Source organism: Candidatus Firestonebacteria bacterium RIFOXYD2_FULL_39_29, from assembly GCA_001778375.1.
Classification (GTDB): domain Bacteria; phylum Oederibacteriota; class D2-FULL-39-29; order D2-FULL-39-29; family D2-FULL-39-29; genus D2-FULL-39-29.
The window spans coordinates 41,266-65,559 of sequence record MFGV01000084.1 but is presented as its reverse complement, the minus strand read 5'-3'; the positions used below and the strand labels follow the sequence as shown (position 1 = coordinate 65,559).

23 protein-coding genes and 1 tRNA gene are annotated in these 24,294 nt (G+C 38.9%); 20 read left to right on the top strand and 4 right to left on the bottom strand.

Going from position 1 to position 24,294, the window contains the following annotated elements:
• The first annotated feature begins 161 nt into the window (after nt 1–161).
• The 8 genes from A2536_08240 (at nt 162) to A2536_08205 (ending at nt 7,877) form a co-directional block, all read left to right on the top strand.
• Nucleotides 162–1,091 carry a hypothetical protein gene (locus A2536_08240; protein ID OGF44692.1) on the top strand — a complete coding sequence of 310 codons (930 nt, stop codon included), beginning with the start codon at nt 162–164 and terminating at the stop codon, nt 1,089–1,091.
• A 108-nt stretch (nt 1,092–1,199) separates the two neighbouring features.
• Nucleotides 1,200–1,493, top strand: a complete 294-nt coding sequence (locus A2536_08235) for a hypothetical protein (GenBank protein OGF44691.1) — start codon at nt 1,200–1,202, stop codon at nt 1,491–1,493.
• 32 nt (nt 1,494–1,525) lie between these two features.
• Nucleotides 1,526–2,563 (top strand): hypothetical protein, encoded by a 1,038-nt coding sequence (locus A2536_08230; protein OGF44690.1) that lies wholly within the window; start codon nt 1,526–1,528, stop codon nt 2,561–2,563.
• An 82-nt stretch (nt 2,564–2,645) separates the two neighbouring features.
• On the top strand, nt 2,646–4,391 hold the full coding sequence (locus A2536_08225) for a hypothetical protein (GenBank protein ID OGF44694.1): 1,746 nt from the start codon (nt 2,646–2,648) through the stop codon (nt 4,389–4,391).
• A gap of 9 nt (nt 4,392–4,400) precedes the next feature.
• On the top strand, nt 4,401–4,742 hold the full coding sequence (locus tag A2536_08220) for a hypothetical protein (GenBank protein OGF44689.1): 342 nt from the start codon (nt 4,401–4,403) through the stop codon (nt 4,740–4,742).
• 50 nt (nt 4,743–4,792) lie between these two features.
• A complete protein-coding gene (locus tag A2536_08215; GenBank protein OGF44688.1) occupies nt 4,793–5,263 on the top strand; it encodes a hypothetical protein in 471 nt (156 codons plus the stop codon).
• 11 nt (nt 5,264–5,274) lie between these two features.
• Entirely contained in the window at nt 5,275–6,156 is an 882-nt protein-coding gene (locus A2536_08210) for a hypothetical protein (GenBank protein OGF44687.1), read from the top strand.
• Between the two features lie 248 nt (nt 6,157–6,404).
• On the top strand, nt 6,405–7,877 hold the full coding sequence (locus A2536_08205; protein OGF44686.1) for a hypothetical protein: 1,473 nt from the start codon (nt 6,405–6,407) through the stop codon (nt 7,875–7,877).
• 5 nt (nt 7,878–7,882) lie between these two features.
• Here A2536_08205 and A2536_08200 read toward each other — a convergent pair whose 3' ends face one another.
• From A2536_08200 to A2536_08190, 3 genes are read right to left on the bottom strand one after another with little or no spacing between them, the layout of a single operon-like run.
• Nucleotides 7,883–8,590, bottom strand: a complete 708-nt coding sequence (locus tag A2536_08200) for a hypothetical protein (GenBank protein OGF44685.1) — start codon at nt 8,588–8,590, stop codon at nt 7,883–7,885.
• A gap of 24 nt (nt 8,591–8,614) precedes the next feature.
• A complete protein-coding gene (locus A2536_08195; GenBank protein OGF44684.1) occupies nt 8,615–9,082 on the bottom strand; it encodes a hypothetical protein in 468 nt (155 codons plus the stop codon).
• Entirely contained in the window at nt 9,075–10,079 is a 1,005-nt protein-coding gene (locus tag A2536_08190; protein ID OGF44683.1) for a hypothetical protein, read from the bottom strand. Before A2536_08190 ends, A2536_08195 begins: the two co-directional genes overlap by 8 nt.
• Before the next feature lie 125 nt (nt 10,080–10,204).
• Here A2536_08190 and A2536_08185 point away from each other — a divergent pair, with 125 nt between their 5' ends.
• The 3 genes from A2536_08185 (at nt 10,205) to A2536_08175 (ending at nt 12,859) form a co-directional block, all read left to right on the top strand.
• On the top strand, nt 10,205–10,909 hold the full coding sequence (locus A2536_08185) for a hypothetical protein (protein ID OGF44682.1): 705 nt from the start codon (nt 10,205–10,207) through the stop codon (nt 10,907–10,909).
• Nucleotides 10,910–11,021: 112 nt separating this feature from the next.
• The gene (locus tag A2536_08180) at nt 11,022–11,543 is read left to right on the top strand and encodes a hypothetical protein (GenBank protein ID OGF44681.1); all 522 of its coding nucleotides are present in this window, start codon (nt 11,022–11,024) and stop codon (nt 11,541–11,543) included.
• Nucleotides 11,543–12,859: a hypothetical protein gene (locus A2536_08175; GenBank protein ID OGF44680.1), complete on the top strand. Its 1,317-nt coding sequence runs from the start codon at nt 11,543–11,545 to the stop codon at nt 12,857–12,859. The genes A2536_08180 and A2536_08175 overlap by 1 nt, the downstream gene beginning before the upstream one ends.
• 7 nt (nt 12,860–12,866) lie before the next feature.
• Here the strand turns inward: A2536_08175 and A2536_08170 are convergent, their stop codons facing one another.
• Nucleotides 12,867–14,036, bottom strand: a complete 1,170-nt coding sequence (locus A2536_08170) for an AAA family ATPase (protein OGF44679.1) — start codon at nt 14,034–14,036, stop codon at nt 12,867–12,869.
• A 222-nt stretch (nt 14,037–14,258) separates the two neighbouring features.
• Between A2536_08170 and A2536_08165 the strand changes: the two genes are divergently transcribed.
• From A2536_08165 to A2536_08125, 9 genes are all read left to right on the top strand, one after another.
• The gene (locus tag A2536_08165; GenBank protein ID OGF44678.1) at nt 14,259–15,353 is read left to right on the top strand and encodes an alanine racemase; all 1,095 of its coding nucleotides are present in this window, start codon (nt 14,259–14,261) and stop codon (nt 15,351–15,353) included.
• Nucleotides 15,350–16,126: an acyl-[acyl-carrier-protein]--UDP-N-acetylglucosamine O-acyltransferase gene (locus A2536_08160; protein OGF44677.1), complete on the top strand. Its 777-nt coding sequence runs from the start codon at nt 15,350–15,352 to the stop codon at nt 16,124–16,126. Before A2536_08165 ends, A2536_08160 begins: the two co-directional genes overlap by 4 nt.
• A complete protein-coding gene (locus A2536_08155; protein ID OGF44676.1) occupies nt 16,120–16,914 on the top strand; it encodes a hypothetical protein in 795 nt (264 codons plus the stop codon). Before A2536_08160 ends, A2536_08155 begins: the two co-directional genes overlap by 7 nt.
• Nucleotides 16,896–18,749 carry a hypothetical protein gene (locus A2536_08150; GenBank protein OGF44675.1) on the top strand — a complete coding sequence of 618 codons (1,854 nt, stop codon included), beginning with the start codon at nt 16,896–16,898 and terminating at the stop codon, nt 18,747–18,749. Before A2536_08155 ends, A2536_08150 begins: the two co-directional genes overlap by 19 nt.
• 434 nt (nt 18,750–19,183) lie before the next feature.
• A tRNA-Ala gene (locus A2536_08145) sits at nt 19,184–19,259 on the top strand.
• Between the two features lie 214 nt (nt 19,260–19,473).
• A complete protein-coding gene (locus tag A2536_08140) occupies nt 19,474–20,220 on the top strand; it encodes a hypothetical protein (protein ID OGF44674.1) in 747 nt (248 codons plus the stop codon).
• 58 nt (nt 20,221–20,278) lie between these two features.
• Complete coding sequence (locus A2536_08135) at nt 20,279–22,333, top strand: hypothetical protein (protein ID OGF44673.1); 2,055 nt, start codon at nt 20,279–20,281, stop codon at nt 22,331–22,333.
• A 19-nt stretch (nt 22,334–22,352) separates the two neighbouring features.
• Nucleotides 22,353–23,234 carry a hypothetical protein gene (locus A2536_08130; GenBank protein OGF44672.1) on the top strand — a complete coding sequence of 294 codons (882 nt, stop codon included), beginning with the start codon at nt 22,353–22,355 and terminating at the stop codon, nt 23,232–23,234.
• Nucleotides 23,231–24,223 (top strand): hypothetical protein, encoded by a 993-nt coding sequence (locus A2536_08125; GenBank protein OGF44671.1) that lies wholly within the window; start codon nt 23,231–23,233, stop codon nt 24,221–24,223. The genes A2536_08130 and A2536_08125 overlap by 4 nt, the downstream gene beginning before the upstream one ends.
• The last annotated feature ends 71 nt before the right edge of the window (nt 24,224–24,294 follow it).

Below are 24,294 nucleotides of genomic sequence, written 5' to 3'. Positions count from 1 at the left end.
TAATTATTAACACGGGTCACAAAAGAATAAAATCCTTGATTTTTCAGTGCAAAAGTTATGGCTTAATTTGCTTGTTGCGGAATCGCTGCATTCCTGTGTTTTTCCTTGAAAAACTCATTGAATTGCAATATACTATATTATCTATTTGACGGAGCAAACATATGAAAAAAATATTATTCTTTTGTGTTTTAATTGCCTTTTCTGTTATTTCAAACGGATGTTCAATAAAGGCAATTGCTTTAAATAGTGTCGGAGACGCTCTTTCCGGCGGGGGCACGGTATTTACTTCGGATAATGATCCTGATCTGGTAGGGGATTCCCTTCCTTTTGCGTTAAAATTATATGAATCCGTACTTGACGGGGTTCCTGAACATAAAGGGCTGATACTTTCCACCGCCAAGGCTTTCACAATGTATGCGTATGCTTTTTTGCAGATGGAGGCGGATACTGTTGATAAACAGGATTATGAAAAAGCAAAATATTTAAGAGCCAGGGCTTTTAAACTTTACATAAGGGGAAGGGATTATGCGTTAAAAGGTTTGGAGCTCAATCATCCCGGATTTAATGAACTTCTAAAAAAAGATTATAAAGCAGCTCTGGCGCTAACCAACAAAGAAGATGTTCCTCTTCTTTACTGGGCCGGTTCTTCCTGGGTTGCCGCGCTGACGACTGACAAAGGCAATCTTCAGCTTGTTATGGAATCCACCATTGGCGCGGCCTTAGTTGGGCGTGTCCTTGAACTTGATGAGACCTTTGATGACGGTTCGGCTCATGATTTTTTTATCTCATGGGATGGCAGCCGGTCAGAATCCATGGGAGGCAGTGAAAAAAGAGCAAGAGAACATTTTAACAGGGCGATAGAAATAAACAAAGGAAAGAAAGTCAGCACATATCTTTCTCTTGCTGCAATATCTCAAAGTAAACAGGATTTAAAAGAATTTAAAGAACTTATAGACAAAGCGATGGCAATAGATGCCGATAAATATCCTGAAAGCAGATTGTCCAATATTATCTTCCAAAGAAGAGCAAAATTTATGCTGGACAATATAAATGACTACTTCCTGATCGAGGAACCAACTGAATCCCGTTAGAAAATTTAATGGGCAGGGTTTTTTGGGATTTAGATTAGATTTCTGCAATTTTTACTTGGTTTTATGCGCTTAGATATTTGATTTTCTAACGGGACGAGGGGACCGTGTATGTGGATATATACTTATGTGCTTCAAAGCTGTAAAGACGAACAGCTATATGTAGGCGTTACAAAGAACTTAAACAAAAGAATTAGCGAACATAATTTAGGCGAAGTGTTATCAACAAAAGCTTTTAGGCCATTTAAATGTGTGTATGCTGAAGCCTGTATTAACGATGGAGATGCTTATGCCCGGGAAAAATATTTAAAAAGCGGAATGGGCAGACGATATCTTAAGAACAGAATAAAAAGGTTTTTAATGAAGAGAGAGGCTTGCACCGTTAGAAATTCTGAGAAGCTTTAATTACGATAAAAGTAGGCAAAGGAGAGTCGGCCATGATTAAAAGAATGAGTGAAATGTTTAAATTTCTAATGGTGAAAAAAATAATACTAATTACAGTTCTAATGCTCCTTTGCATGAGTACATACGCAGGGGCTCTTACCATCAAGCTTGCCACTCTGGCACCGGAGAATTCTCCCTGGTATGAAGTTATCCGGGGAATGGCGGATGACTGGAAGAAAACTACAAACGGGGAAGTGGTTGTCAGGATATATGCGGGCGGAGTAGTCGGTGACGAAACAGATGTGGTTAGAAAGATAGGTATCGGTACACTGGATGCGGGATCTATTACAGCTGTCGGAATGTCTGATATTTGCACTGAAGTGCAGGCGATGCAGATGCCTATGATGATACAGTCTTACGATGAACTTGATTATATTCTAAGCAAAGTCAGAAGCAAACTTGAAGATTCTCTTGATAAAAAAGGATACAAAGTCCTTAACTGGGGAGATGTCGGCTGGGTCAAGTTCTTCTCGCAGAAAAAAGTGATTTATTCGGATGACATGAAGGATCAGACGATGTTTGTGTGGGGCGGTGATACCGGTGTTCTTGATGCCTGGAAAGAAGCGGGTTTCAAAGTTATGCCTTTAGCCATTACCGATATGCTTACCTCTTTGCAGACAAAGAAAATTAACGCTTTTTCGACCTCTCCTATTGCGGCGGCGTCTTTTCAATGGTTTGCGCTTGCTCCCAATATGACGGATATTAAATGGGCGGCGCTGATCGGCGGTACGGTTATCAGCAAAAGAGCCTGGAATAAAATACCCGAAAAGTACAAGCCTGAACTCGAAAAGATTGCGCAAAAAAGAGGGGAAGACATGAAGGTAAAAATAAGAGCGCTTGAAAGCGAAGCTGTTAAAATAATGGTAAAAAACGGCCTTAAAGTACATGCAATTCCCGATGCTGCGGTTAAAGACTGGACAGAAAAAGCAAAAGGAGCTTATCCGAAGATTCTTATTACACCCGAGCTGAAAGCTATGTTTGAAGAAGTTAATAAATACCATTTAGAATATCTGAGCCTTAAAAAGAAATAATTTAAAACCTACAGAGGAGTATATGAATCTAGTATTGGGAAAGCTGGAAAGTTTTTACCATAAGTTTGAAAACGGTTTTGCGATGATTCTTTTGTTTGCTATGGCGTTGATTCCTGTTATAGAAATGGTTTTTCGCAGGCTCTTAAATACCGGGATTGGAGGTTCGATTGTCTATGTTCAGCATCTGACCTTATGGGTGGGTTTTGTAGGTGCGATCATTGCGACCAGGGATAAAAGACACCTGACTATTACCTCGCTGGATGAGTATATGCCGGATATGGCAAAGAAAATTTCAGGGATTTTCAGGAATTTTGTCAGCACAGCCATCTGTTTCGCGCTTTTTCTTGCCAGTGTTCAGCTTGTCAGAAGCGAAAGTATTGCAGGCAATCTGGCCGTACCTACCTGGGTAATGGAACTTATACTTCCTATCGGCTTCTTGATCATGTCGCTAAGATTTGCTTTTGGTTATTCAAAAACGCTTATTGAAAAAATACTAACGGCGCTGGCTTTTCCCGTAGTTTTAGCATTTAGTGCCTGGTTTTTTCCGGCTATGCCGTATCTGACCCTGCCTCTTGCGCTGCTTATAGTCGCTGCGATAATTTTTGGAGCCCCGATATTTATTGGTCTTGGAGGTTTGGCTGTAATATTTTATTTTGGCGCGGGAGAGCCCGTTGCTTCAATACCTGCGGAAACTTACAGAATAGTTACGGATTCTATTCTACCAACCATTCCTTTATTTACACTGACCGGTTATATCCTTGCCGAGGGCGGGGCGAGCAGGAGAATGGTAAAGGTTTTTAACTCCTGGTTTGGCTGGATGCCGGGCGGACTTGCTATTGCCACAATCATGGTCTGCACATTTTTTACTACTTTTACGGGTGCTTCCGGTGTTACGATTCTGGCTATGGGCGGTCTTCTTCTTCCGGTACTATTAAAATCCGGATATGAAAAAAAGTTTTCCGTAGGTCTTCTGACCGCAACAGGAAGTATCGGTTTGCTTTTTCCTCCGTCACTGCCTTTGATTTTATACGGGATCTCGGCGCAAATATCTATCCTTGATCTTTTTAAGGGAGGAATTCTTCCGGGTGTTCTTCTTGTCGCGGTCGTAATAATATTTTCCATGCTGCAAGGTGCCAAAGCGAAGGTTGCGAGAGTTCCCTTTGTTCTTAAAGACGCGCTTTCTTCTCTCTGGGAAACGAAATGGGAATTATTAATTCCGGTTCTTATTCTTTACGGAATATTCGGAGGTTGGACTTCTCTTGTCGAAGCCGCCGCTTTTGTAGCCATTTATGCATTTATAGTTGAAATATTTATTTATAAGGATATCAGCCTTACAAAAGACCTGCCAAAAATACTGCTTAAGTGTGTAATTCTGGTGGGCGGAGTGCTGGTTATTATCGGCGTTGCCATGGGTTTTACCAGTTATGTAGTTCTTCAGCAGATACCGGAAGTAATTCGCGACTGGGTGGCGCTGCATATCAGCAGTCCTCTTATCTTCCTCCTGGTTTTAAATGTGGTTCTCCTCGTTGTCGGCTGCCTTATGGACATCTTCTCGGCGATAATAGTTGTCGTTCCTCTCATTATCCCGATAGCGAAATACTTTGGAATTGATCCTGTGCATCTTGGTATTATATTTATTGCCAACCTGGAACTTGGTTACCTGACTCCGCCGGTAGGGATGAATCTCTTTCTCTCGGCTTACAGATTCGAAATGTCCGTAGGGGAAGTTACAAAAGCCAGTTTTAAGTTCCTTATGCTGATGGTACTGGCTGTGCTTATTATTACATATATTCCGGCGCTGACAATGGCTATGGTTAAATTACTTTAGATATGACTCATGCAAATTGAGGGTTTTGAAAAAGAAATTGAACAGGCTCTTAAATCTATTCCGCCGGAATTTATTGAAAAGTTGAAAAACATTCAAATTACAGCGGATGACTCCGCGCCGCAAAAGAACGGCTCTCTTCTTCTTGGTCTTTATCACGGAGTACCCTTGAAAGACCGGAGCGCGGTTTTTGAACCTTTAATGCCGGATAAAATAACCCTCTATAAACAATCCCTGGAGCTTATTTCTAAAACTCCCGAAGAGTTAAGAAAAAACATCAAAGACACAGTTGTTCATGAAATCGGCCACTATTTTGGATTGGAAGAAAAAGATATCAGAAAGCGGGGATATTAATTTTTACCAATAAATAGGCATGGTTTAGATATAAAATAAAGGAGTGTCTTATGTCAACAGTAATATTATATTCCACAAGGCACGGCGCTGCAAAGAAATGCGCTGAGTTGTTGAAGTTCAAGATATTTGGTTCCGAGATCGTTGATATTAAAAATAATCCGGGTTTTGATGTTTCTTCTTATGATACGGTTATAATCGGAGGTTCTATCCGGGCCGGCAGGGCAAAAAAAGAACTAAGAAAATTCTGTGAAAAGAAAAAGGAAGTATTACTAAAAAAGAAACTGGGACTCTATATCTGCTGCATGAGTGAAGGCGAAAAGGCAGAAGAGCAGATAAAAACAAATTTCCCGGTTGAACTTTACGATAAAGCGGCTGCTAAAGATTATTTCGGAGGTATTTTCGATTTTACAAAACTTAATTTTATTGAACGTTTTATTGTGAAGAAAGTAGCCAAGATCAAAGAAAGCGTGTTTAATATAAAAGAAGACCGTATAACAAAATTTGCAGAAAAGTTCAAATAGCAGCGGAGAAAATGTATACTCTCAAGGCAAAAGATTGGATAAAGAACAGTAAGTTCCCGTTTATAATAGGAAAGTACAGTATTAATGAAAGTTTTAAATATCATAATCATGAATTTTTTGAGTTCTTTTTTGTTTCTGAAGGAAAATTCTCTCATAATCTGAACGGAGAGGAGAGAGTTGTCTCAAAAGGTGATATCGTTCTCATGAACCCCGGCTATAAACATTCGTTTAAGCCGCTTGGAGTCGAAGCTGAAACAATACAGGCCATATTTACGCCTTCCTTTCTTGGAGTAAATACAAAGCTGTTTAAAAAAACAAAAGGTTTTGTCGAACTTATCTATCTTGAACCTTTTTATGATGAAGGTTTTAAAATATTTTCTCTTTCCGGTGTTAACGAACTTAAAGTCAGGTCTCTTTTGTTTGAAATGTTATTTGAATATGAGAAAAAACCCGCAGGCTTTGAGATAACTCTTAAAGCAAAAATTCTTGAGCTTTTAATAATGCTGGTTCGTATTTATGAGAGTGAGAAAAATAAAACACCTGAAAAGAAAAGATTATCCAAAAAAGCAGCGGCAATTACAGAAAGCCTTTCGTATATTGACATCCACTTTAAAGAGCCTTTAAAGCTGGAAGACATTTCGATGAATAAAGCAGGCCTGACAAAAGAATATTATTGCACGGTTTTCAAAAAGATTACCGGCAGGACTTTCACGGAGTACATTACTCATCTGAGAATTGAAGAAGCCAAGAGGCTTGTCCTGAACGAGAATATCTCGATTAGTGACGTATGCTATGTATCAGGGTTTAATGATCTGAGCCACTTTACAAGAACTTTTAAACTCCTAACCGGCAAAAATCCTACAAATTATAGAAAAAAGTACCATATAAAATAATCTTTTATCTGTGATATCTTACTCTTATCCGTGTCATCAGCCCAAAATCCTGCAAAGATAGTAATTTTCATTGGATAAAGATGAATATTATTCAGTATCTGGAGTTTGGGCAGATATTAACCCCTGTCAAATTAATATTAATTTTCGCCATGTAAAAGAACCCGGTATAATGTATTATAATTATAGCTCCATAAATAGTCACTAGTCATTAGTGCTTAGTACTTGAAAATCACAAGGAGGAATACAAAATGAAAAGGATCAAACTTAGCAAAAAGGAATATTATGACAAAATGTACGCATGCTGGCTGGGGAAAAATATTGGCGGAACATTTGGCGCGCCTTATGAATGTAAAAAATATTTAAACAGCCTTGATTTTTACACTCCGGTTCCGAATGGTTCGGCTCCCAATGATGATCTTGATCTGCAGCTTGTATGGCTTAAGCTTCTGGAAGATAAAAAAGGAATACCGGAAATCGAGGATTTTGCGGAATACTGGAAAAAATATACGAGTATTTATCCCTGGGACGAGTATGGATTTTGTGCGAGAAATCTTGACAGAGGCCTCCTGCCTCCTATCTCCGGTTGTTTTGAAAATTTTTACATAGACAATATGGGCTCTCCTATCCGAAGCGAGATTTGGGCGTGTCTTTTTCCCGGAAATCCTGAGGTAGCTGCCGAAATGGCCTGGAAGGATTCTGTAATGGATCATACAGGCGGGGAAGGATTATATGGTGAGATGTTCTGGGCTGCCGTTGAGAGCGCAGCCTTTGTCGAAAAAGATCCAAAAACACTTATTAATATCGGGTTGGCTATGATTCCGTGCTACTCGGAAATATCCAGAGTTATCCGTGACGCAGTCTGGTGTTTTGAAAATAAAATAGTCTGGGCGGATGCCAGAAACAGGATTGTCGAGGCGTATGGAAATAATCATCCGTGCCATGCCGTGCCAAACCACGGTTTTACGATACTTGGCTGGCTGTACGGAAAAGATTTCGGGGATAAATTGTGCAAGGCTGTTAATTGCGGGTATGATACGGATTGCACCGGCGCCACCCTCGGGTCGCTCCTTGGTATAATCGGCGGCAGAAAAGCTATTCCTGAAAAGTGGCTGAAACCTATCGGGGAAAATATAATTCTTCATGTTTTTACGGGAAAATTTAATTCGCCAAAAACAATTAAAGAATTGTCCGGCAGGATGCTAAAACTGGCGGAAAAATACGAACAGTATTCCGACACGGTGGAATTCGGGAGTAAAACCGTTCTTCCAAAAGAGGTCTTATCGCTGCTTTTCAGAAATGAAAAAGCAAGAGAGATACTCCTGACAGATCCTTTGTCTTCAATTGTCGTAAGGGAGGGTCTAAAAATTATTCTGCATTACAACGGGGATCCCGTATTACTTCCGGAAATAACAAAGACTGTCGAGATTTCGGTGCTAAAAAATAGTTTACCCGTAAATGCTGCTGTTAATTTAACAGCCCCAAAGGGCTGGGAAGTAAAAGATAAAGAAATGTCAAGTTTAAATAAAAAAGCTTTTTCTATTACAGCAGGTAAGGTCAAAGCAAGAAATACAATAACTGCTGAAGTGTCTTATTCGGGTAAAACAATTGCTGCAAATTTCATGATGTTTGGTCCGGAGGAAGCAAAGGGATGGGAGATTACGGCAAATGTTAAAAAGTGTCAAAAATGCGATGCAAGAATAGAAAAGTGTTTATGTAAATAGTCGGGTTACTCTATGTTTTGGGTAGGAGTATGGGCTTTTCTTTTGTAGGGGGCTTCTAAATCATCTTCTGTTCCAAATTGTCTATCAATGCCTGCGGAGATGATGGCGAAACCGTTTTCTCTTATATCCAGTCTGTATGGAGTTCCCCAGATATCTTTTTCCGGGTCTTTTGATTTGTCCTGAGTTTCAAAGCCATGTTTTAAAAAGGCTTCAAAATCAGAGGGATATCCGCCTTCGGTTTGATAGCTGAGTTCCAAAGGACCTATGAATTGATTCATCTGCATAATCACTAATGAACCAGCGATTTGAGCGGTTAACTTTTTGACTGCGTCGGGATTACCGGAAGGGTTTATCTTTTGTGCTATATTTTTTGTTACAGCCTCCAATTTAACTCCCGGAACGTATTTGACAGTAGTGGAGACGATAGCGCTAAAGTTTATTGCAATATAAGCGATAGCTCCAAGAAATAATATTCTTACGGAGTATTTTAGTATAGCTCCTGTATAGTCTTTTTTCTTGATTACCGTCGGAGTATACCGTAAATTGTTCGTAAAACCCCTGCTTCTGGCTTTTTCTTTTATAAAGCAAACCTCGCAAAGTGTCCTTCCGGAAAAAAATCTTGAACAATTTGCGCATAACTGCTTGCCGCAGCCGGAGCAAATACCTGAGGATTTTACATCATTATGTGTTGTGCAATATACATCTTCAAACATGGTTTTCTTGGTTCCTTCGTCAGTTCATAACTTTGCAATCATTCCCCAGGTAATATTATCCTGAAGTTTTTCATTCCCGGCTCTAAGTCTTACTGCAATTTCTATTATTATTTCTTTGTAGATTTTAGATGCCATCTTACTGTTGCTGCTTAGTAACTTTTCGAAAGTCTGACCTTCTATTATTCCTATAACTGTAGTTTCTGAAGCGATAACAGAAGCGGAACGGGGAGCTTTGTCAAAAAGCGCAAGTTCTCCAAAAGCATCGTATTTTGTAAGCGTTGCGAGTGTTTTAAATTCTGTCCGGGTTATTTCGTTGATAATTTTTACCTTGCCTTCTTCTATTATATATAGAGAGGTGTTTGTGTCTCCCTCCTTAAAGACGGTCTCGCCCTTTTTATACGTTTTTGTTTTTATAAGTGAAATGATAGCTGCTGTTTCTGCCTCATCCAATGTATCAAATATTTTAACTTTACATACAAACTCTTTATTCATTTTTGTCATCTCCTTTTTCTTTAAGAGAAGGATCCAGAGAAATTGCTTTGTTGTAATCCGAGATAAAGGCTTCGTCATTTTTTAGTTTTTTATTTACGAAAGCTCTTTGCATATAGGCTTTTGCAAAGTTTTGGTCCAAAGCAATTGCCTCGGTAAGTTTTACCCCTGCTTCTTTTAATTCCTGGTTTAAATACAACGCGGATCCGAGCCAGTATTTTATCTGTTTGTCAGTGCCCTCTAATTCTTCTGCTTTTCTAAAGGCAGAAACGGCTGCAGAGTATTCCAGCTGCATGGAGTAGAGATTTCCCAGATTAGAGAAGGTATCAAAAGACGGGTCTAATTCTATTTTGCGCTTAAAGTATTCTTCTGCAAGCAAAAAATCTTTTTGTTTAAAAGCGAGTAATCCCAGTGTGTTAAGTGAATTTGCATCCTCACCATGCTTTTTCACGGATTTTTTTAATATGGAGAAAGCTTTTTTTGTTTCTCCCAGAGAATCAAAAACAATAGCAAGAGTGTTGTAAGTCCGGGAAAGGGAAGGAGCATATTTAACCGCTTTTTTAAGAAATATTATTGCTTTAGCGGGGTCTTTCTTGTCATAAAACCATATATAGCCGAGGAAGTGCCATGCTGTTGCCAAATATTTATTTAAGGAGACTGCTTTATTGAAATAAGTCAAGGCCTCCTCCATGCGATTAAGTTTATAGGCAGAGTAGCCAAGTGCATATTGCAAATCAGGGTCTTTAGCGTTGTTTTTTAGCAGGGAGATTCCGAGATGTTCGGCTTCAATGAATTTCCCGCCGTCAATTAAACCGTTCAATTCTGCCTGCCAGGATTTTTTGATAGAAAGAGCTTTAATATTTCTAAAGAAAATATATACTTGAATAGCGGAGAGCAAGAAAAGCGCTATAAGTAAATAATCCAGTATAGTCATACCAGATTTTAGCATTAAGGCGTAAAAAAAACACCAAAAAAAGCCAAAAATACCGGCTGATGACACATCCGCCAATTATATAGGGCGGATTTTTAGTAAAGATAAAAAAGAGATATCACAGATGATTCAGATGATTCAGCTGGTTCAACCTGTTTTCTTCCACTTTTGGCCTAATTATAGTATACTTAGGCATGACGCTAAAGGAAGTGGTTTCATATTTTAAAAAAAAGAGGAATATAGCCAACATTAAAGGCATGGTGTATTTCGGTATTACGGTAAAAAACGCCTACGGTCTTTCAATGCCAGATTTACGCACGCTTACGAAAAAAATAGGAACAGACCACCTCCTTGCGCTAAAGCTCTACAAGACCGGCAGTCATGAGGGTAAAATACTTGCTTCTATAATAGATGATCCCCTGCAGGTAACAGAAAAACAGATGGAGAGCTGGATAAAGGATTTTGACTCCTGGGCCGTGACTGACGCGGCGACAACGATTCTTTTCGACCAAACCCGGTTCGCCTGGAAAAAAGCCGGGGAATGGACAAAAAGAAAACCGGAATATGAAAAGCGGGCGGGATTTACCATAATGGCGGGACTTGCGGTACATGATCTTATTTCTCCTGATAAAAAGTTTGAAGAGCTATATCCGTATATAATTAAAGGCGCTGCGGATGAAAGGAATTTTGTCAGAAAGGCCGTAAATTGGGCGTTAAGAAACATCGGAAAAAGGAGTTTTAAACTTAATAAATCTGCCATAAAACTTTCAGAAGATCTGCTAAAACTAAATTCAAAGTCAGCAAATTGGATAGCAAGAGACGCTATAAGAGAATTAAAGGGAGAGACAGCCAAAAGAAGAATAATAGCAAGTGAGAAGAAAAGAGGAGAAAAGCGATAGAGGCTCAGACGCGCGGATGAGCGGAGGCGCAGCTAAAATAATAATATCACATTAGCAAGGTACGTGAGTAACGTGTAACGTTTTAACGAAAATTTGGAAAGGAAGGCTGAGCATGGATGATTTTATAACTGCTGAAGAGTACGAACTTCTCGGGTTTTTGCTTGATTATACGGATGATGGGGATTCGGATTATATTGTATTACAGCAAGAGACGGAAAATGATTTTATATTGGAGAATGAAGAGTTTTTTAAAGAACCGGAAGGTGATCTGGAAGGGCTTGACCCGGCGATGCTTTTGGATTTTCTTTCAAAAAATAAAAAGGTTTATAATGTAGAAGCCAAAAATGTTAAGACGGAAAAACCTGTAAAACCGGTAACTGCTTTAGATTTAGAAAAGGCTTTTGACGGGGACGGGAGTTCTGCCACGGGCTGGGAAGCTTTCTATAAAAAGTATCCGGATTCTACAGGTGAAACGCTTGTTTCCAGAGCGGGTTTTGACAAAACAAAAACAGCAGCGATGGTTTGTCTTTTTGGGATGCATGACTACTTATGTGCGGAAGGCAATCTATATATTTTTAAAAAAGAGAATAATAAATGGCAATTAAATGATATTATCTGGCTCTGGACGGCTTAGTGAGAAAAAAATCTTTTACAGCAAAGACGACTCCAAAATATTTGATCGGCTTCATAATGCTTCTGCCGATAGCGATGTATTATTTTACTGTATACTTATTTGCGGAAAACATACCTTTGGCGGATGATTTCTCCGGCGTGCTTGGCTTTCTTAACTCATTTATTTCTCTGGAAAAAGTTTATGATAAAGTATCTCTCATATTTTCCCAGCTTAATGAACACAGAGTAGCGGTCAACAGGTTATGTTCTCTGGCAGTATTCAAAATAAACGGGGTGATAGATTTCAAAATACTCATCTTTATAGGGAATATTATGCTGCTCCCGGCTATTTATGCCTTTTACATCTCTTTTAAAAAGAAAACAGATAAGTTTAAATATTTTCTTCCGGCTGTTTTTATAATAGCAGTTCCTCAGTTTAGCGGCTCTATGTTTTGGGCGACCTCTGTGGTTCAAAATATCTCATGTTTGGCCTTTTCTTTGCTTGCTCTTGCATTGCTAAAAAAAGAAGGTGTTTTTAGAGCATTAATGGCTTTTGTCTTTGCCGTTCTTTCTGTCTTTTCTTCTGTGAACGGCCTGCTGGTTTTTCCTTCTATTATAGTTTTTCTTTTAATTACAAAGAAAAAGAAACTGGCCGTGTGGTGGTCAGTCGGAGCACTGTTTATATTTTTAAGCTATCTTTACGGCTATACCACGCCAATACATCATTATAAATATTATTACACGGGAACCCTCCCTGCTATTGTAGAATTCTTTTTTTCCTTTATAGGTTCTCCGGTTATATTCAATGTTTTTTATATGAAGAATCTCCTTGGAAATAACGCAGAAGTAATAATACGTTTTATTTCTGCAGTAGCCGGAGCAGCTCTATGCCTCTATTTTATATTTCTGGTCAAAAAGAAGTATTACAAAGTAAATACCGTAATTTTTACAATGTTTATCTTCTTCTTTCTAACGGCAATTGCCGCGGCGATAACCAGAAGCGGGATTGGATTGCAGGCTTTTGCCTCCAGGTATAGAATAATTCCCGTATTTATGTTTGCTCTGACATATTTGTCATTTGTAGAAATAAGTAAAGAAAAAACAGCAGGAAAATATTTCAGGTACTTGATAGTTTTAACCGTATTGTTCTCTGCTTTTTCATATATAACTAACATTCCGGCAATTAAGTCTTGCAGAGAGAATCTGGTAATTGGAATAACAAGCTGGCAAAAAGACGGAACCGGTCTTTACAGGTTACATGACAACCCTGCTTCTGCGGAAAAACAACTCAAGGAATCTATAGAAAAAGGCATTTACCTCCCAAAAAACGGGAGATAATAGAAAATTACCTGTCGGCGATTTCATTAACAAGTTTAAAACTGTTGACTAGAAATTTCTTTTTTGCTTTTGTTTGTTCAAATAGAAGTTTTTGCTTTTCGTTCATTTCTTCGTTATATTTTACCTCGATCAAGGTTTTGCCTGCGGTCATAAAATCAAGTTCTGTTTTGTCTTTGTAGATATATGCCGGCGACTGTCCTTTTATTTTTAGAAATACATAGTTTTCAAATAAACTTCCTTTGTCTCTAAAACCGGTAAATAAGTTGCGCATTCCAAGATCAGCCGCGTATATCTTCTTCGGAGCCAGAATTGTTTCATTAGTCTTGCCAAATCTTGGTATTGCATGTATAAGGTATGTAGACAAGAACATTTCAAAATATCTTTTTGCGCTATCCACAGGTATTTTAATAATATGCGCCATTTTATTCAAACTTACTTGTTTGCCGGCTCTCTCCATTAACAGGAGAAAGAAATCTTTTAAAACACCGGTGTTTCTAATATTATGAAAAGCAGCAATATCTTTTAATATGATATCATCGACCAACTCTTTAAGATATTCAATATTGCCTTCAAGAACATACTCGGGCAGTCCGCCAATCTTCATAAAATCTTCAAAGTATCCTGCTTCGAGATGCGAATCAGTTGTTTTGATAGAAATGTTTTTAAAGGACAGATATTCACTAAAATCAAGCGGTAATATCTCAAGGGTGTAATGGCGGCCTGTTAATAGTGATTTATTCTGCCGTATTAAGGATGCGCTGGAGGAGGAAGCAAAAACTTTTGCATTTTCCGAATCATAGGTGTTTTTAAGTTGAAGTTCATAATCTTTTTTATAAGTAATCTCGTCAAAAAATAAATATACTTTTTTTGACCTGCTTAATTTGTGTATTTTTCTGAAATCCTCAATAATCTCCTGGATACTGTACTTTAATAACATATAGTCATCAAGACTAACATACAATATCTCTTCAGGCTTGACGCCTCTTTTAATTAAATGCTTTATTGTTAATTTTAGTAAAGTAGTCTTACCTACCCTTCGTAACCCCGTTAAAAAAACAATATGTTTACTGTCGATGTGGTTTATGATCTTTTGTGAAGCAAAGGGCCTGTCGATAATATCTTTGAAAATGTACTCTTTGTCCCACCAGGGATTATATCTGTTTAGTACTTCCTGCATATTGCTCTCCTTGATTATACGATAGTAAAGTATATAATACCTATAATATGTACTATGGCATAGTATACAACATTATTGTGTATCCGTCAATATTTGTTGTATTATATGAAATCCTATTCAAATGTATAACCTTATATGTTTCAAATATATGCGTTTTGCTTAGATTTTGGATAAAAAAGATGAACTTCTATAAATCATATATTTCTGCTATAATAAACCTCTATGGATATGAGCTGGGTTGAAATAGATAGAAAGGCTATTCTCCATAATATAAAGGAAGCAAGGAGAAAGCTTTCTCGGGGCGTTAAAATATGCGCCATTATCAAGGATAATGCTTATGGGCACGGTCTTATTCCGGTTGCCAGGGCCCTTGAAAAGGGCGGAGTTGAATGCTTGGGGATAGGGGATATTTCGGAAGCGGTTGCTTTAAGATCAAGCGGTATTGATCTTCCTATTTTAAATATTGTTTCTGCTTTTCCTTTTCAGGCAAGAGATATTGTAAGCGGTAGAATAAGTCAGAGTGTTTCCGGTCTTGATATTGTCAAAGCGCTGGATAAAGAAGCAAAAAAACAAAGAACGACTGCAAAAATTCATATTGAAATAGATACGGGGATGGGGCGTCTTGGCATACCTTCCGGGGATTTTGAAAATTTCTATAAAAAAGTAAGTGAGTTTAAGAACGTCAAGGTTGAGGGAGTTTTTACACATCTTGCATCTTCAGATGTTAATCCCGGATACACCTGGAAACAGATCAGTGATTTTGAATACTCCTCATTTTTTGTGTCCGGAGGGGTCTTAAAGCATGTGCTTAATAGTTCAGGCGTTATTTATTTTTCCGGAGCCGGCTTTGATATGGCGCGCCCGGGTCTTATGATCTACGGCTTGCATAACAATAAAGAAGAAAATAAAACAGTTAATCTTAAACCTGCGCTCTCCTGGAAGACAAAAGTACTTTTGGTAAAGTGTTATAAAAAAGGGAGCAATATCAGTTACGGTAACACCTACAAAACAAAACGGGATACTAAAATTGCGGTTCTCGGGATCGGTTATGGTTCCGGCTACAATCGTTTACTTTCTAATAACGGAGAGGTTCTGATAAACGGGAATAAATATCCGGTTACCGGCAGGGTTTGTATGGATCTTACTATGGTGGAGCTCGGCAATAATTCAAAAGTAAAAGCCGGAGATACGGCGTTCCTTATCGGCCGGAGTAAAAATAAAGTTATAAGTGCGGAAGAAGTTGCGGAGAAATGTAAAACAATACCTTACGAAATTGTCTGCGCTATTAATAAAGATATAAAAAGGGTGTATGTATGACAAATATTCATGAAACTGCGATAGTTCATAAAAAAGCTAAAATAGGAAAGGATGTAACTATAGGTCCTTATTGCGTGATCGGGGAAAATGTTACGCTCGGAGATAAAACCAAACTCCATCCGAATGTAATTATAAACGGCCATACTACCCTCGGAAAAAATAATGAAATATTCAGTTTTGCGGTAATAGGTAACCCGGGGCAGGACAGAAATTATAAAAATGAAATTTCCTTTGTCGAGATAGGGGATAATAATATTATCCGCGAGTCGGTTACCATAAATTCCGCGACCGGGGAAGGGGCAAAGACCGTTGTAGAAAATGATTGCTTTTTCTTCGCGCTCTCGCATGTCGGGCATAATGTAAAAATCGGAAATAAAGTTACTCTGGTAAACGGAGCGGGACTTGCAGGTTTTGTGGAAGTTGAAGATATGGCTTTTGTTTCGGCTTATTGTGTCTTGCATCAGTTTTGTAAAGCAGGTTCCATGTCCATGATCGGCTTATGCTCTCCCATTGAAAAAGATGTCCCGCCTTTTGTGCTCGGCACCGGTAACCCTTTTACGGTATTTGGCTTGAATAAAGTGGGGCTGGAAAGAAACAACGTGCCGGAAAAATCAAAAGAAGCGCTTAAAAAAATGTTCAAACTGGTGTTTAAATCCGGACTAAATACGTCCCAGGCTGTAACCAGATTAAAAGAAGATCTGATCTCCGACCCTTACGTCTCGCATTTTGTCTCTTTCGTGGAAAAATCTAAAAGGGGCATCTATAAATGCTAGGTCTGGTCGCAGGCGGAGGGCTCCTACCTGTATATTTTTGCAGGAATGCAAAAAAAGACGGAAAAAAAATAATTACTGTTGCTATAAAAAATGAAGCAGACAAATCACTTTGGAAACATTCAAAGGAAATATACTGGTACGATATCGGAGATTTTGGAAAAGCGATAAACACCTTTAAAAAGCTAGGTATTAGAAAAGTTTTTATTGTGGGAAAAGTAAGAAAAGTCAGGCTATTTTCTGCACTTAAACCGGATATGAGGCTTTTTAAGCTGTTTATGTCCCTGCGAAATAAAAAAGATTCTACCTTGATACAAGCTGTAATAAAGGAATTTGAAAAGGAAGGCATAAAAATTCTTCCTATGACGGTGTATTTGAAACCCCTGCTGGCAAAAAAAGGTGTTTTGACAAAAAGAAAGCCATGCAGGCAGGAGATTGAAGATATAAAATACGGTTTTAAAGAGGCAAAAAAGCTGGCCGACGCTGATATCGGACAGACAGTTATTGTTAAAGACAAAAAAGTTATTACCGTAGAAGGTGCAGAGGGGACGGATGAGACCATAAAACGCGGAGGTCATCTTGCCGGAGATGGCGCGGTATGCGTAAAAGTAGCAAGAACGGTGCAGGATATGCGGATTGATATTCCCGGAGCCGGAGTTGAAACAATAAAACAGCTTGCAAAAGCAAATATTAAATGCCTTGCTCTTCAGTCGGGGAAGGTGTTTTTGATAGATAAAAATAAAATTAAAAAAGAAGCGGATAAAAATAAAATATGCGTCGTAGTCTGTTAATACTGATTTTAATCGGAAGTTTACTGCTCCCTCTGGCGGCCGCGGAGAGCGACCGTAATCTTGTTACTTATCATTGGTGGCTTTCTTATAAAGAACTTCCGTATGTCTCCTATCCTATGGGTCTTCCAGATTCTAAGTTTCACATAAAAGGTTACAGTCCGGTGTTTGGTTACTCTCCTCTTGCCATACTTCATAATGAAACAGATTTGGATCCTCTATGTTCTATCCGGTTCAGGACCGAAGGCTTTGAGGAGATAAATCCGTTTAAAAAAATAGTTTGGCGGCCTAATGAAATATTGAGCGAAAATAATTACAAAGAGGATAAAAAAGTAAAGATGGTAACAGCTTTTATAAATCAGGAATCTTCTGTATCTTCCGTTGTTCTTTCAAATTCGGGAAAGCAGCCCTGGATACAGGAGCTGGTCTTTTATTCCAGGGGAACTTCGGTGCTGCAGGAAGATTACATTACAAGAAAAGCAATTACCGTTACAAATCAATTTAAAACCGGCGTAAGCGCAATGGGATTGTTTTTTGATAAAACCACGGTAGAGGATGTTTTTGTTTTTCAGGAGAACGGCAGATACAGGATTATTGCAAAACTAAGCATTCCGGCGGAGTCTGCGGTGACCTTTGCAGTCGGTGTGGGTTTTGGAAATGATGCCCGGGCCGCTTCAATTTTATCTTTTACTGCAGCCGGAAAAAATGTAGTGGAAATGGGAAGCGAGAAAGAGGTTTTTTATAACAAACTTCTGTCCAATATTGTGAGAGTTTATTCCACTGATATTTCAACGAGAAAAATGTATCAGGCGACATATCTTCTTTTAAACGGATACCGCCGCGAAGATATTTCTAATTTTGCCCTGAGGTTCGTCTTTGAAGAAAAATTAAATACAATATTGGAGAAAAAACTTGCGCCCTGGGTTTATTGGAAAGCTTATGAGTATACCGGAGATCCCGGATATCTTGAAGTTGCCGTGGCAAACGGGGAAAATTACCGGAAGATGGAAAATGAAGCGCTCGAACTTTATAATCAAAGAACACTTGAATGGGCCGGAGCGATAATCGGAAAAAAAGCGGTCTATACTCCGGTAAAAGTACCTGAGGATATAAAAGACGAACAAAAGGTACTGGCTCTTATTCTTCAAGGGGAAGATAAAAATATAATAGAAAAAGAAGCAAAGCGGCTGCTCCTTTTCCCCGAATTAAAATACCCGGAAATATATTTTATTCTGGATAATCTCGTAAAGTATGATATTAAAGGAAGTGTTCCTGCTTTGTATGAAAAGCAGTTACCCTTTACGCAATATGATGATGACCGGCCTGTTTCCGAGGTTTTTTCCTTTATGGATATGTATTTTAAGAGCTGCGGTATTGACTTTACAAGGGGGAATCTTTATATACAGCCGCTTGATATGTATAAGCTCAGATATATATATAACTTTAAATATAAAGGCAATCTCTTGGATATTATTTATTCCCATGAAGGGAAATTTATAGATAAAATATTGGTAAACGGGCAGTCGGTCTGTTCCCGGATAGTCTATATTCCGGAAGGCAGTTTACAATACAAAATAGAAATACAGCTTTCCAGCTGGCCGGGAAATCCTATTTTAAATTCGATAAAGACAAACAGCTGGTACAGGGTGTTAAGGTGTTCTTATGATGATAAAACAGGGATATTTAATATAGAAATGGAGTCCCCTCTGCTTGAAGATTTTAAAGCGATAATCAATATTACCAAAAATTCTAAATGGATAAAACGGGTTACAATTAACTGGAAGGATATTTCCAGGTATGAAAATATTCAGGTGGAATATAAAGATAAAGGATTCTAAACATCCGCAAAAAGGCGGCATGTATAATAAGCAAAGCTTTTCCCGATAGGAAATATATCATGAAGCGGGATAAAATTGAATTCCACTCGCCGAAACCTCGGACGCAAGAGGTTGTGCCAAAAGTCTGAAATATTTTACAGATACCACAACATATTGTAGTTGCTCGATTCATCGAGCCTGCCAATTGCGCCTGATTAAAATCAGGCAACTACCTTTTGGCACAGCCTCGTAAGGGCGTGGAGTTTCACTTCCTTATTATTGGTTTGAATTACCAGTGTTTTAATGCTAAAATAAGCATCCTGAACAGGAAAAAGCTCTTGTTTAGAATTTTCCGCCTTTGGCCCGCCCAAAAACGAGGTCTCGCAGCAAACTATTGCTGCGGACGAGATCTCGCTTTAAGCGGACGAATTTAGTACTTAGAATTTGTTTTAAATGGGGCTGTAGCTCAGCTGGGAGAGCGCCTCGCTGGCAGCGAGGAGGTCAGGGGTCCGATCCCCCTCAGCTCCACCATTTTTAAGCTACTCTTAAAAATGGTAGAGCAATCGATAAAAGTTACTCGATTGCGTTCTATTCTCGATTTTCTATTTTCAAAAGGCTTTTAGTTTTTGAAGAAATAAGCTGTAAAATTGGTCGAGAATTGATAGTCGAGATTTGAAAATAAATAGAAAAATCGATTCGGTCAACTCTCGATTTTCTATTTTTAAACGAACTTACTTGAGGAAATATGCAAACCTGGGGATATGCTTTAATAAGTGTGACAATAGTCAGTCTTATCTCCCTTGTGGGGATTTTCACTCTTGCTCTTAATCGGGATATTCTTCAAAAAATAATACTTTATCTTGTCAGCTTTGCTGTGGGTGCGCTTTTTGGGGATGCTATAATTCATCTTATGCCTGAGGCGTATGAAACTTTTGGGAAGGGATTGCCTACGGCTTTAATGGTAATTCTCGGGATTTTTATCTTCTTTGTTCTTGAAAAGTTCATCAGGTGGCGCCATTGTCATGACGGACATTGTGATGAACATTTAAAGCCGGTTGTATATATGAACTTGTTCGGGGATGCAGTTCATAATTTTATAGACGGTCTTGTTATTGCTGCCAGTTATTCAGTATCTATTCATCTTGGAATTGCCACCACCATTGCTGTTATACTTCATGAGATTCCTCAGGAAATAGGGGATTTTGGAGTTCTGATACACGGGGGACTCTCTGTTAAAAAGGCACTCTTTTTTAATTTCCTTTCCGCGCTGACCTCGATAATTGGAGCTGTCCTATTCTTCCTGGTTGGAGATTTTTTGGGTAATTTTAGAATGGCATTAATCCCTGTAACCGCCGGAGGATTTATTTATATGGCAGGTTCAGACCTTATTCCGGAGTTACATCATGATGAAAGGCCCATAAGATCTTTACTCCAGATATTCTTTATAGCTCTGGGTGTAGGGATAATGGCCTTAATGGTAATTTTGGAATAAGTCCGGTTTGAAGTTTGAGAAATAGGAGCGGAAATATTTATTGGAGGAAAGAAAATAAATGAAAAATAAATTTATTGCGATAGTGGGAATTGTATTTGTATCTGTTATTCTAAGCGGCTGTGCCTCTTTAAGCTACAGGCTTGCGGCGGGAGACGATGAAAATGCAAGGCTTTCGGCGCTTGAAGAGATAAAATATCTTGATGATAAGGGGAAAGCTCAGACTGCGAATGACCTGAAAGAATACTTGAACAACTCTAATTCGTCGGTTCGAAGCCGCGCTGCAGAAGCTTTACTTAAGCTTGGCCCTGAAGCCGGGATTCCGGTATTTATTTCCATTTTAGCCGACAAAAACCAGGAAATTAGAATTATGGCAGAAGAGTATGTGGCAAAATTTGGAAGTAAGGCCCTTCTTCCTCTTTTAAAAACACTGGATAGTCCGGATAAGTTTCAACGTGCTCATGCGGCGTATGCTCTTGGTGAGATCAGACCATCATTGCTCGAAGTGACCAGGAGGCTCTTTATCTCCATGGGCGAAGATGACAAGTACGTTTCCGGTGCAGCAAGAGACGCGATAATAAAAACAGGGATTATTGATATAGAAGATCTGCTAAAAGCATTAAAGAGCGAAAACGGCAGTTCCTGTTTTGGCGCAGCTTTTATCGCAGGAAAGAAGAAAATAGCAGATAAGCGTGTTTTAGAAGCGCTTTTGAATAATCTTAAATTTTCCAATATAGTAGTAAAAAATGGTGCCGAAAATGCTCTGGTAGAAATAGGAACAGCTTCTCGAGAGGCTGTTGAGATCATGCTTGAAAAATACAGAACCGATGATGATTTTATGAAAGAATGTCTTACTGTAATATTTGGGAATATAGGAATTCCTGCTTCGGAAACAATAGTAGAACTTTCAAATGCCTTAAAAGGAAATAATAACAGGCTGGTAATTGCGGCTGCAGAAAGCTTGTGTAAAATAAATTCCTCATCTGAAGGGATATTAAAAAATATTATAACTCTGGCCGCGTCTTCTGATTTAGAAAGAAAGATAACAGCGCTTAATTGCCTCGGGAAAATGCGTGTAAATTATAAAGATATTTCAGAGTGTCTGATAAATGCTTTTGGAGATAATATTGTACTGGTTAGGGATGCTGCTGTTAAATCATATATTAAAGTAGCCTATTTGAGCAAGGATTCCGGAGACGCTATCGGAGGATTTTTAAACAGTGAAAATAAATATATAAGAGAGTCAGCCGCCAAAGTTGCCGGTTTTCTTTTTTCTTCTGCTCAAAAAGACTACGTTTTGGAATTAACAGCTCTGCTTAAGGATAAAGAAAAAATTGTACGGATAGCTGCCGTAGAATCCCTGGGTGATCTTGGAATGCGTTCGGCAAAAGCAATGCCTGAATTGGTAAAACTGCTTGCCGACAACGAGCTGGGTGTGCAATTTGCTGCAAAAAATACTATTGAAAAAATCGGAATGCTTTCAAAACCGGCTTCAAAATCACTGATTCTGTTTATTGATGATGAAAATCTTCATATCAGTACCGCTGTTCAAAACTCGCTTATTAAAATAGGACAGAAAGCCATTCAGCCGTTAATAGAAACATTAAAAGAAAGTAATAATAAAGTTAAAACTAAAGTTGCTTACGTTCTGGGAAAAATAGGTATTGAAAAAGGTTCTCCCATGATGAAAGAAGCCGCCCTTGCGTTAATAGCTGTTATCAAAAATGAAGATGCAGAAGTCAGAGCTGCCGCCGCGATTGCTTTAGGAAATATCGGCATAGAATACAAGGAATCCATAATGGCGCTCACTGAAGCTCTTCGTGATACAGATGATAACGTAAGACTTGCATCGGTGGATGCTTTGGGCCTGATAGGTTCCGGCGCAAAGTCCGCAGCGCCTTTTTTGGCTCAAACTCTTAAAGATAAAAATAATAAAATAGCAGTTCATTCCAGGGATTCTATTATAAAATTTGGAAACGATGCTGTACCGTATCTTAACGAAGCGTTAAAAGATGATGATTCTGTTGTCAGGTCTTATGCTTCAGATGCGCTCCAGAAGATAGGCACTTCTGATGCTTACGAGGCTCTAAGAAAATACAAAGCCAGCGGAAAATAGTGAAGAACGAAAGGTAATAATGAAAACGGCTGTTTTTATAAAAAGAATAGCAATAAGGGTTGTTCTTTACGGGGCAATCCTTTTTCTTGTATTTGTGTGGATCTTCTCCGGAGTTCTTCTGCATGCGTACCGTCCTAAATATTCCGGAATCCCCGCAGTTTTCAAAATTCCTTTCGAAAAAATAACTTTTACGACAAAAGACAATGTTTTAGTGTACGGCTGGTGGACTACCGGCAAGACAAAAGAAAAATGCATTATCCTCTGCCACGGGCTTGGCGCCGACAAGAGTGATATGCTTAATTATATGCCGTTCTTATACAAAAAAGGTTATTCGCTTTTAGCTTTTGATTTTCGCGGTCACGGCGAAAGCAAAGAAAAATACACTTCGCTTGGCTATAACGAAACAAAAGACCTGATTGCTGCGGTTGATTTTGCAAAAGCAAAAGGAGCAAAGCATATAGGAGTTATCGGCCGTTCTATGGGCGCCGCTGTTTCGATCCGTACCGCGGAGTTATCTCCGGAAATTAAAGCGGTAGTTGCCGATTCTTCTTTTGCCTGCCTGCCTGATATGATAAAAAGTTATGCGAGGAGGCTTTATCATCTTCCGTACTTTCCTATGGTTCCGGTTACCGTATATATTTCAGAACTAAGAAGCGGGTTTAAATATGAAACCGTAAATCCCGTCGAAAGCGCGGCAAAAATGAAAACACCTTTACTCCTCATTCACGGGTTGGAGGACGGGAATATTTCTCCGGATAATTCCAGAAAAATATTTGAAGCAGCAGGAGGGCCAAAAAAACTGGTACTTGTCAAAGGCGCGGATCATGTTGAATCCTTAAGCGCCGATCAAGCCGGGTATTCAAAGGAAGTTTTGGCATTTTTTGGGGAGTATTTAAAATGAAAAAGATAAAAAAGATCTCTCTCTTTAACCGTGTTACCCCGATAGAACACCTGGAGAGCCTGAGCAAACAACTGGAAGGTCCAAAGATATTTATAAAAAGAGATGACCTGACGGACGCAGCTCTTGGCGGTAATAAAGTAAGAAAACTGGAGTATATTCTGGCAGATGCCCTGGAAACAGGCTGCGATACTATTATTACTACCGGAGGTCCGCAGTCAAATCATGCGAGGATCACTGCGGGGGTGTGCGCAAAACTCGGACTCCGGTGCGTGCTTTTACTTTCCGGAAAAAAAAACGTTTTAGAAGGAAATCTCCTGCTTGATAAAATCTTTGGAGCAGATGTGAGGTTTGCGGACTCCTGGGATTTTGATAAGATCCAAAAGATGATGGAAGAGCTGGCAAAACATCTAACTGAAAAAGGGCATAAAGCTTATCCTGTTCCCGTGGGCGGCGCTTCGGGGCTTGGAACTATGGGTTACGCAGAATGTTTTTCGGAAATACTGGCGCAGGAAAAGGAGTTAAACCTGGAGTTCGACAGGATTGTCGTAGCCAACGGCTCCGGAGGGACCCAGGCCGGTCTTGAGATAGGCAAGATGGAAAACAGATCAAAGAAAGAAATTTTGGCTATGAGCGTACTGTTCAAAAAAGCAAAAGCTTTGGAATATGTCAAAAAAGAAATAGCCGAGGGTTATAAGGTGCTAGGGAAAAATACTCCGGAATTAAACGGTATTATTATAGATGATTCGTATTTGGGGGAAGGTTATGCTATTCCTGATGAAAGAGTGATAGAAACCATTGGTTTAGTCGGTAGATCGGAAGGTATCATATTGGATCCCGTTTATACCGGCAAAGCATTTGGGGGATTGATAGATTACATAAAATGCGGTAAAATCAGTAAAAATGAGAACATTTTATTCATTCACACCAGTGGTTACCCCGGGATTGTGAATATGACGGAAAAGCATAAAATTTACTTCGAGAAGTTTTAACATAAGCAATGATTTTAGCGTCTGTGTATGAGCAAGCTTCAATAACTAAGGTCAAAGCACTAATAACTAAA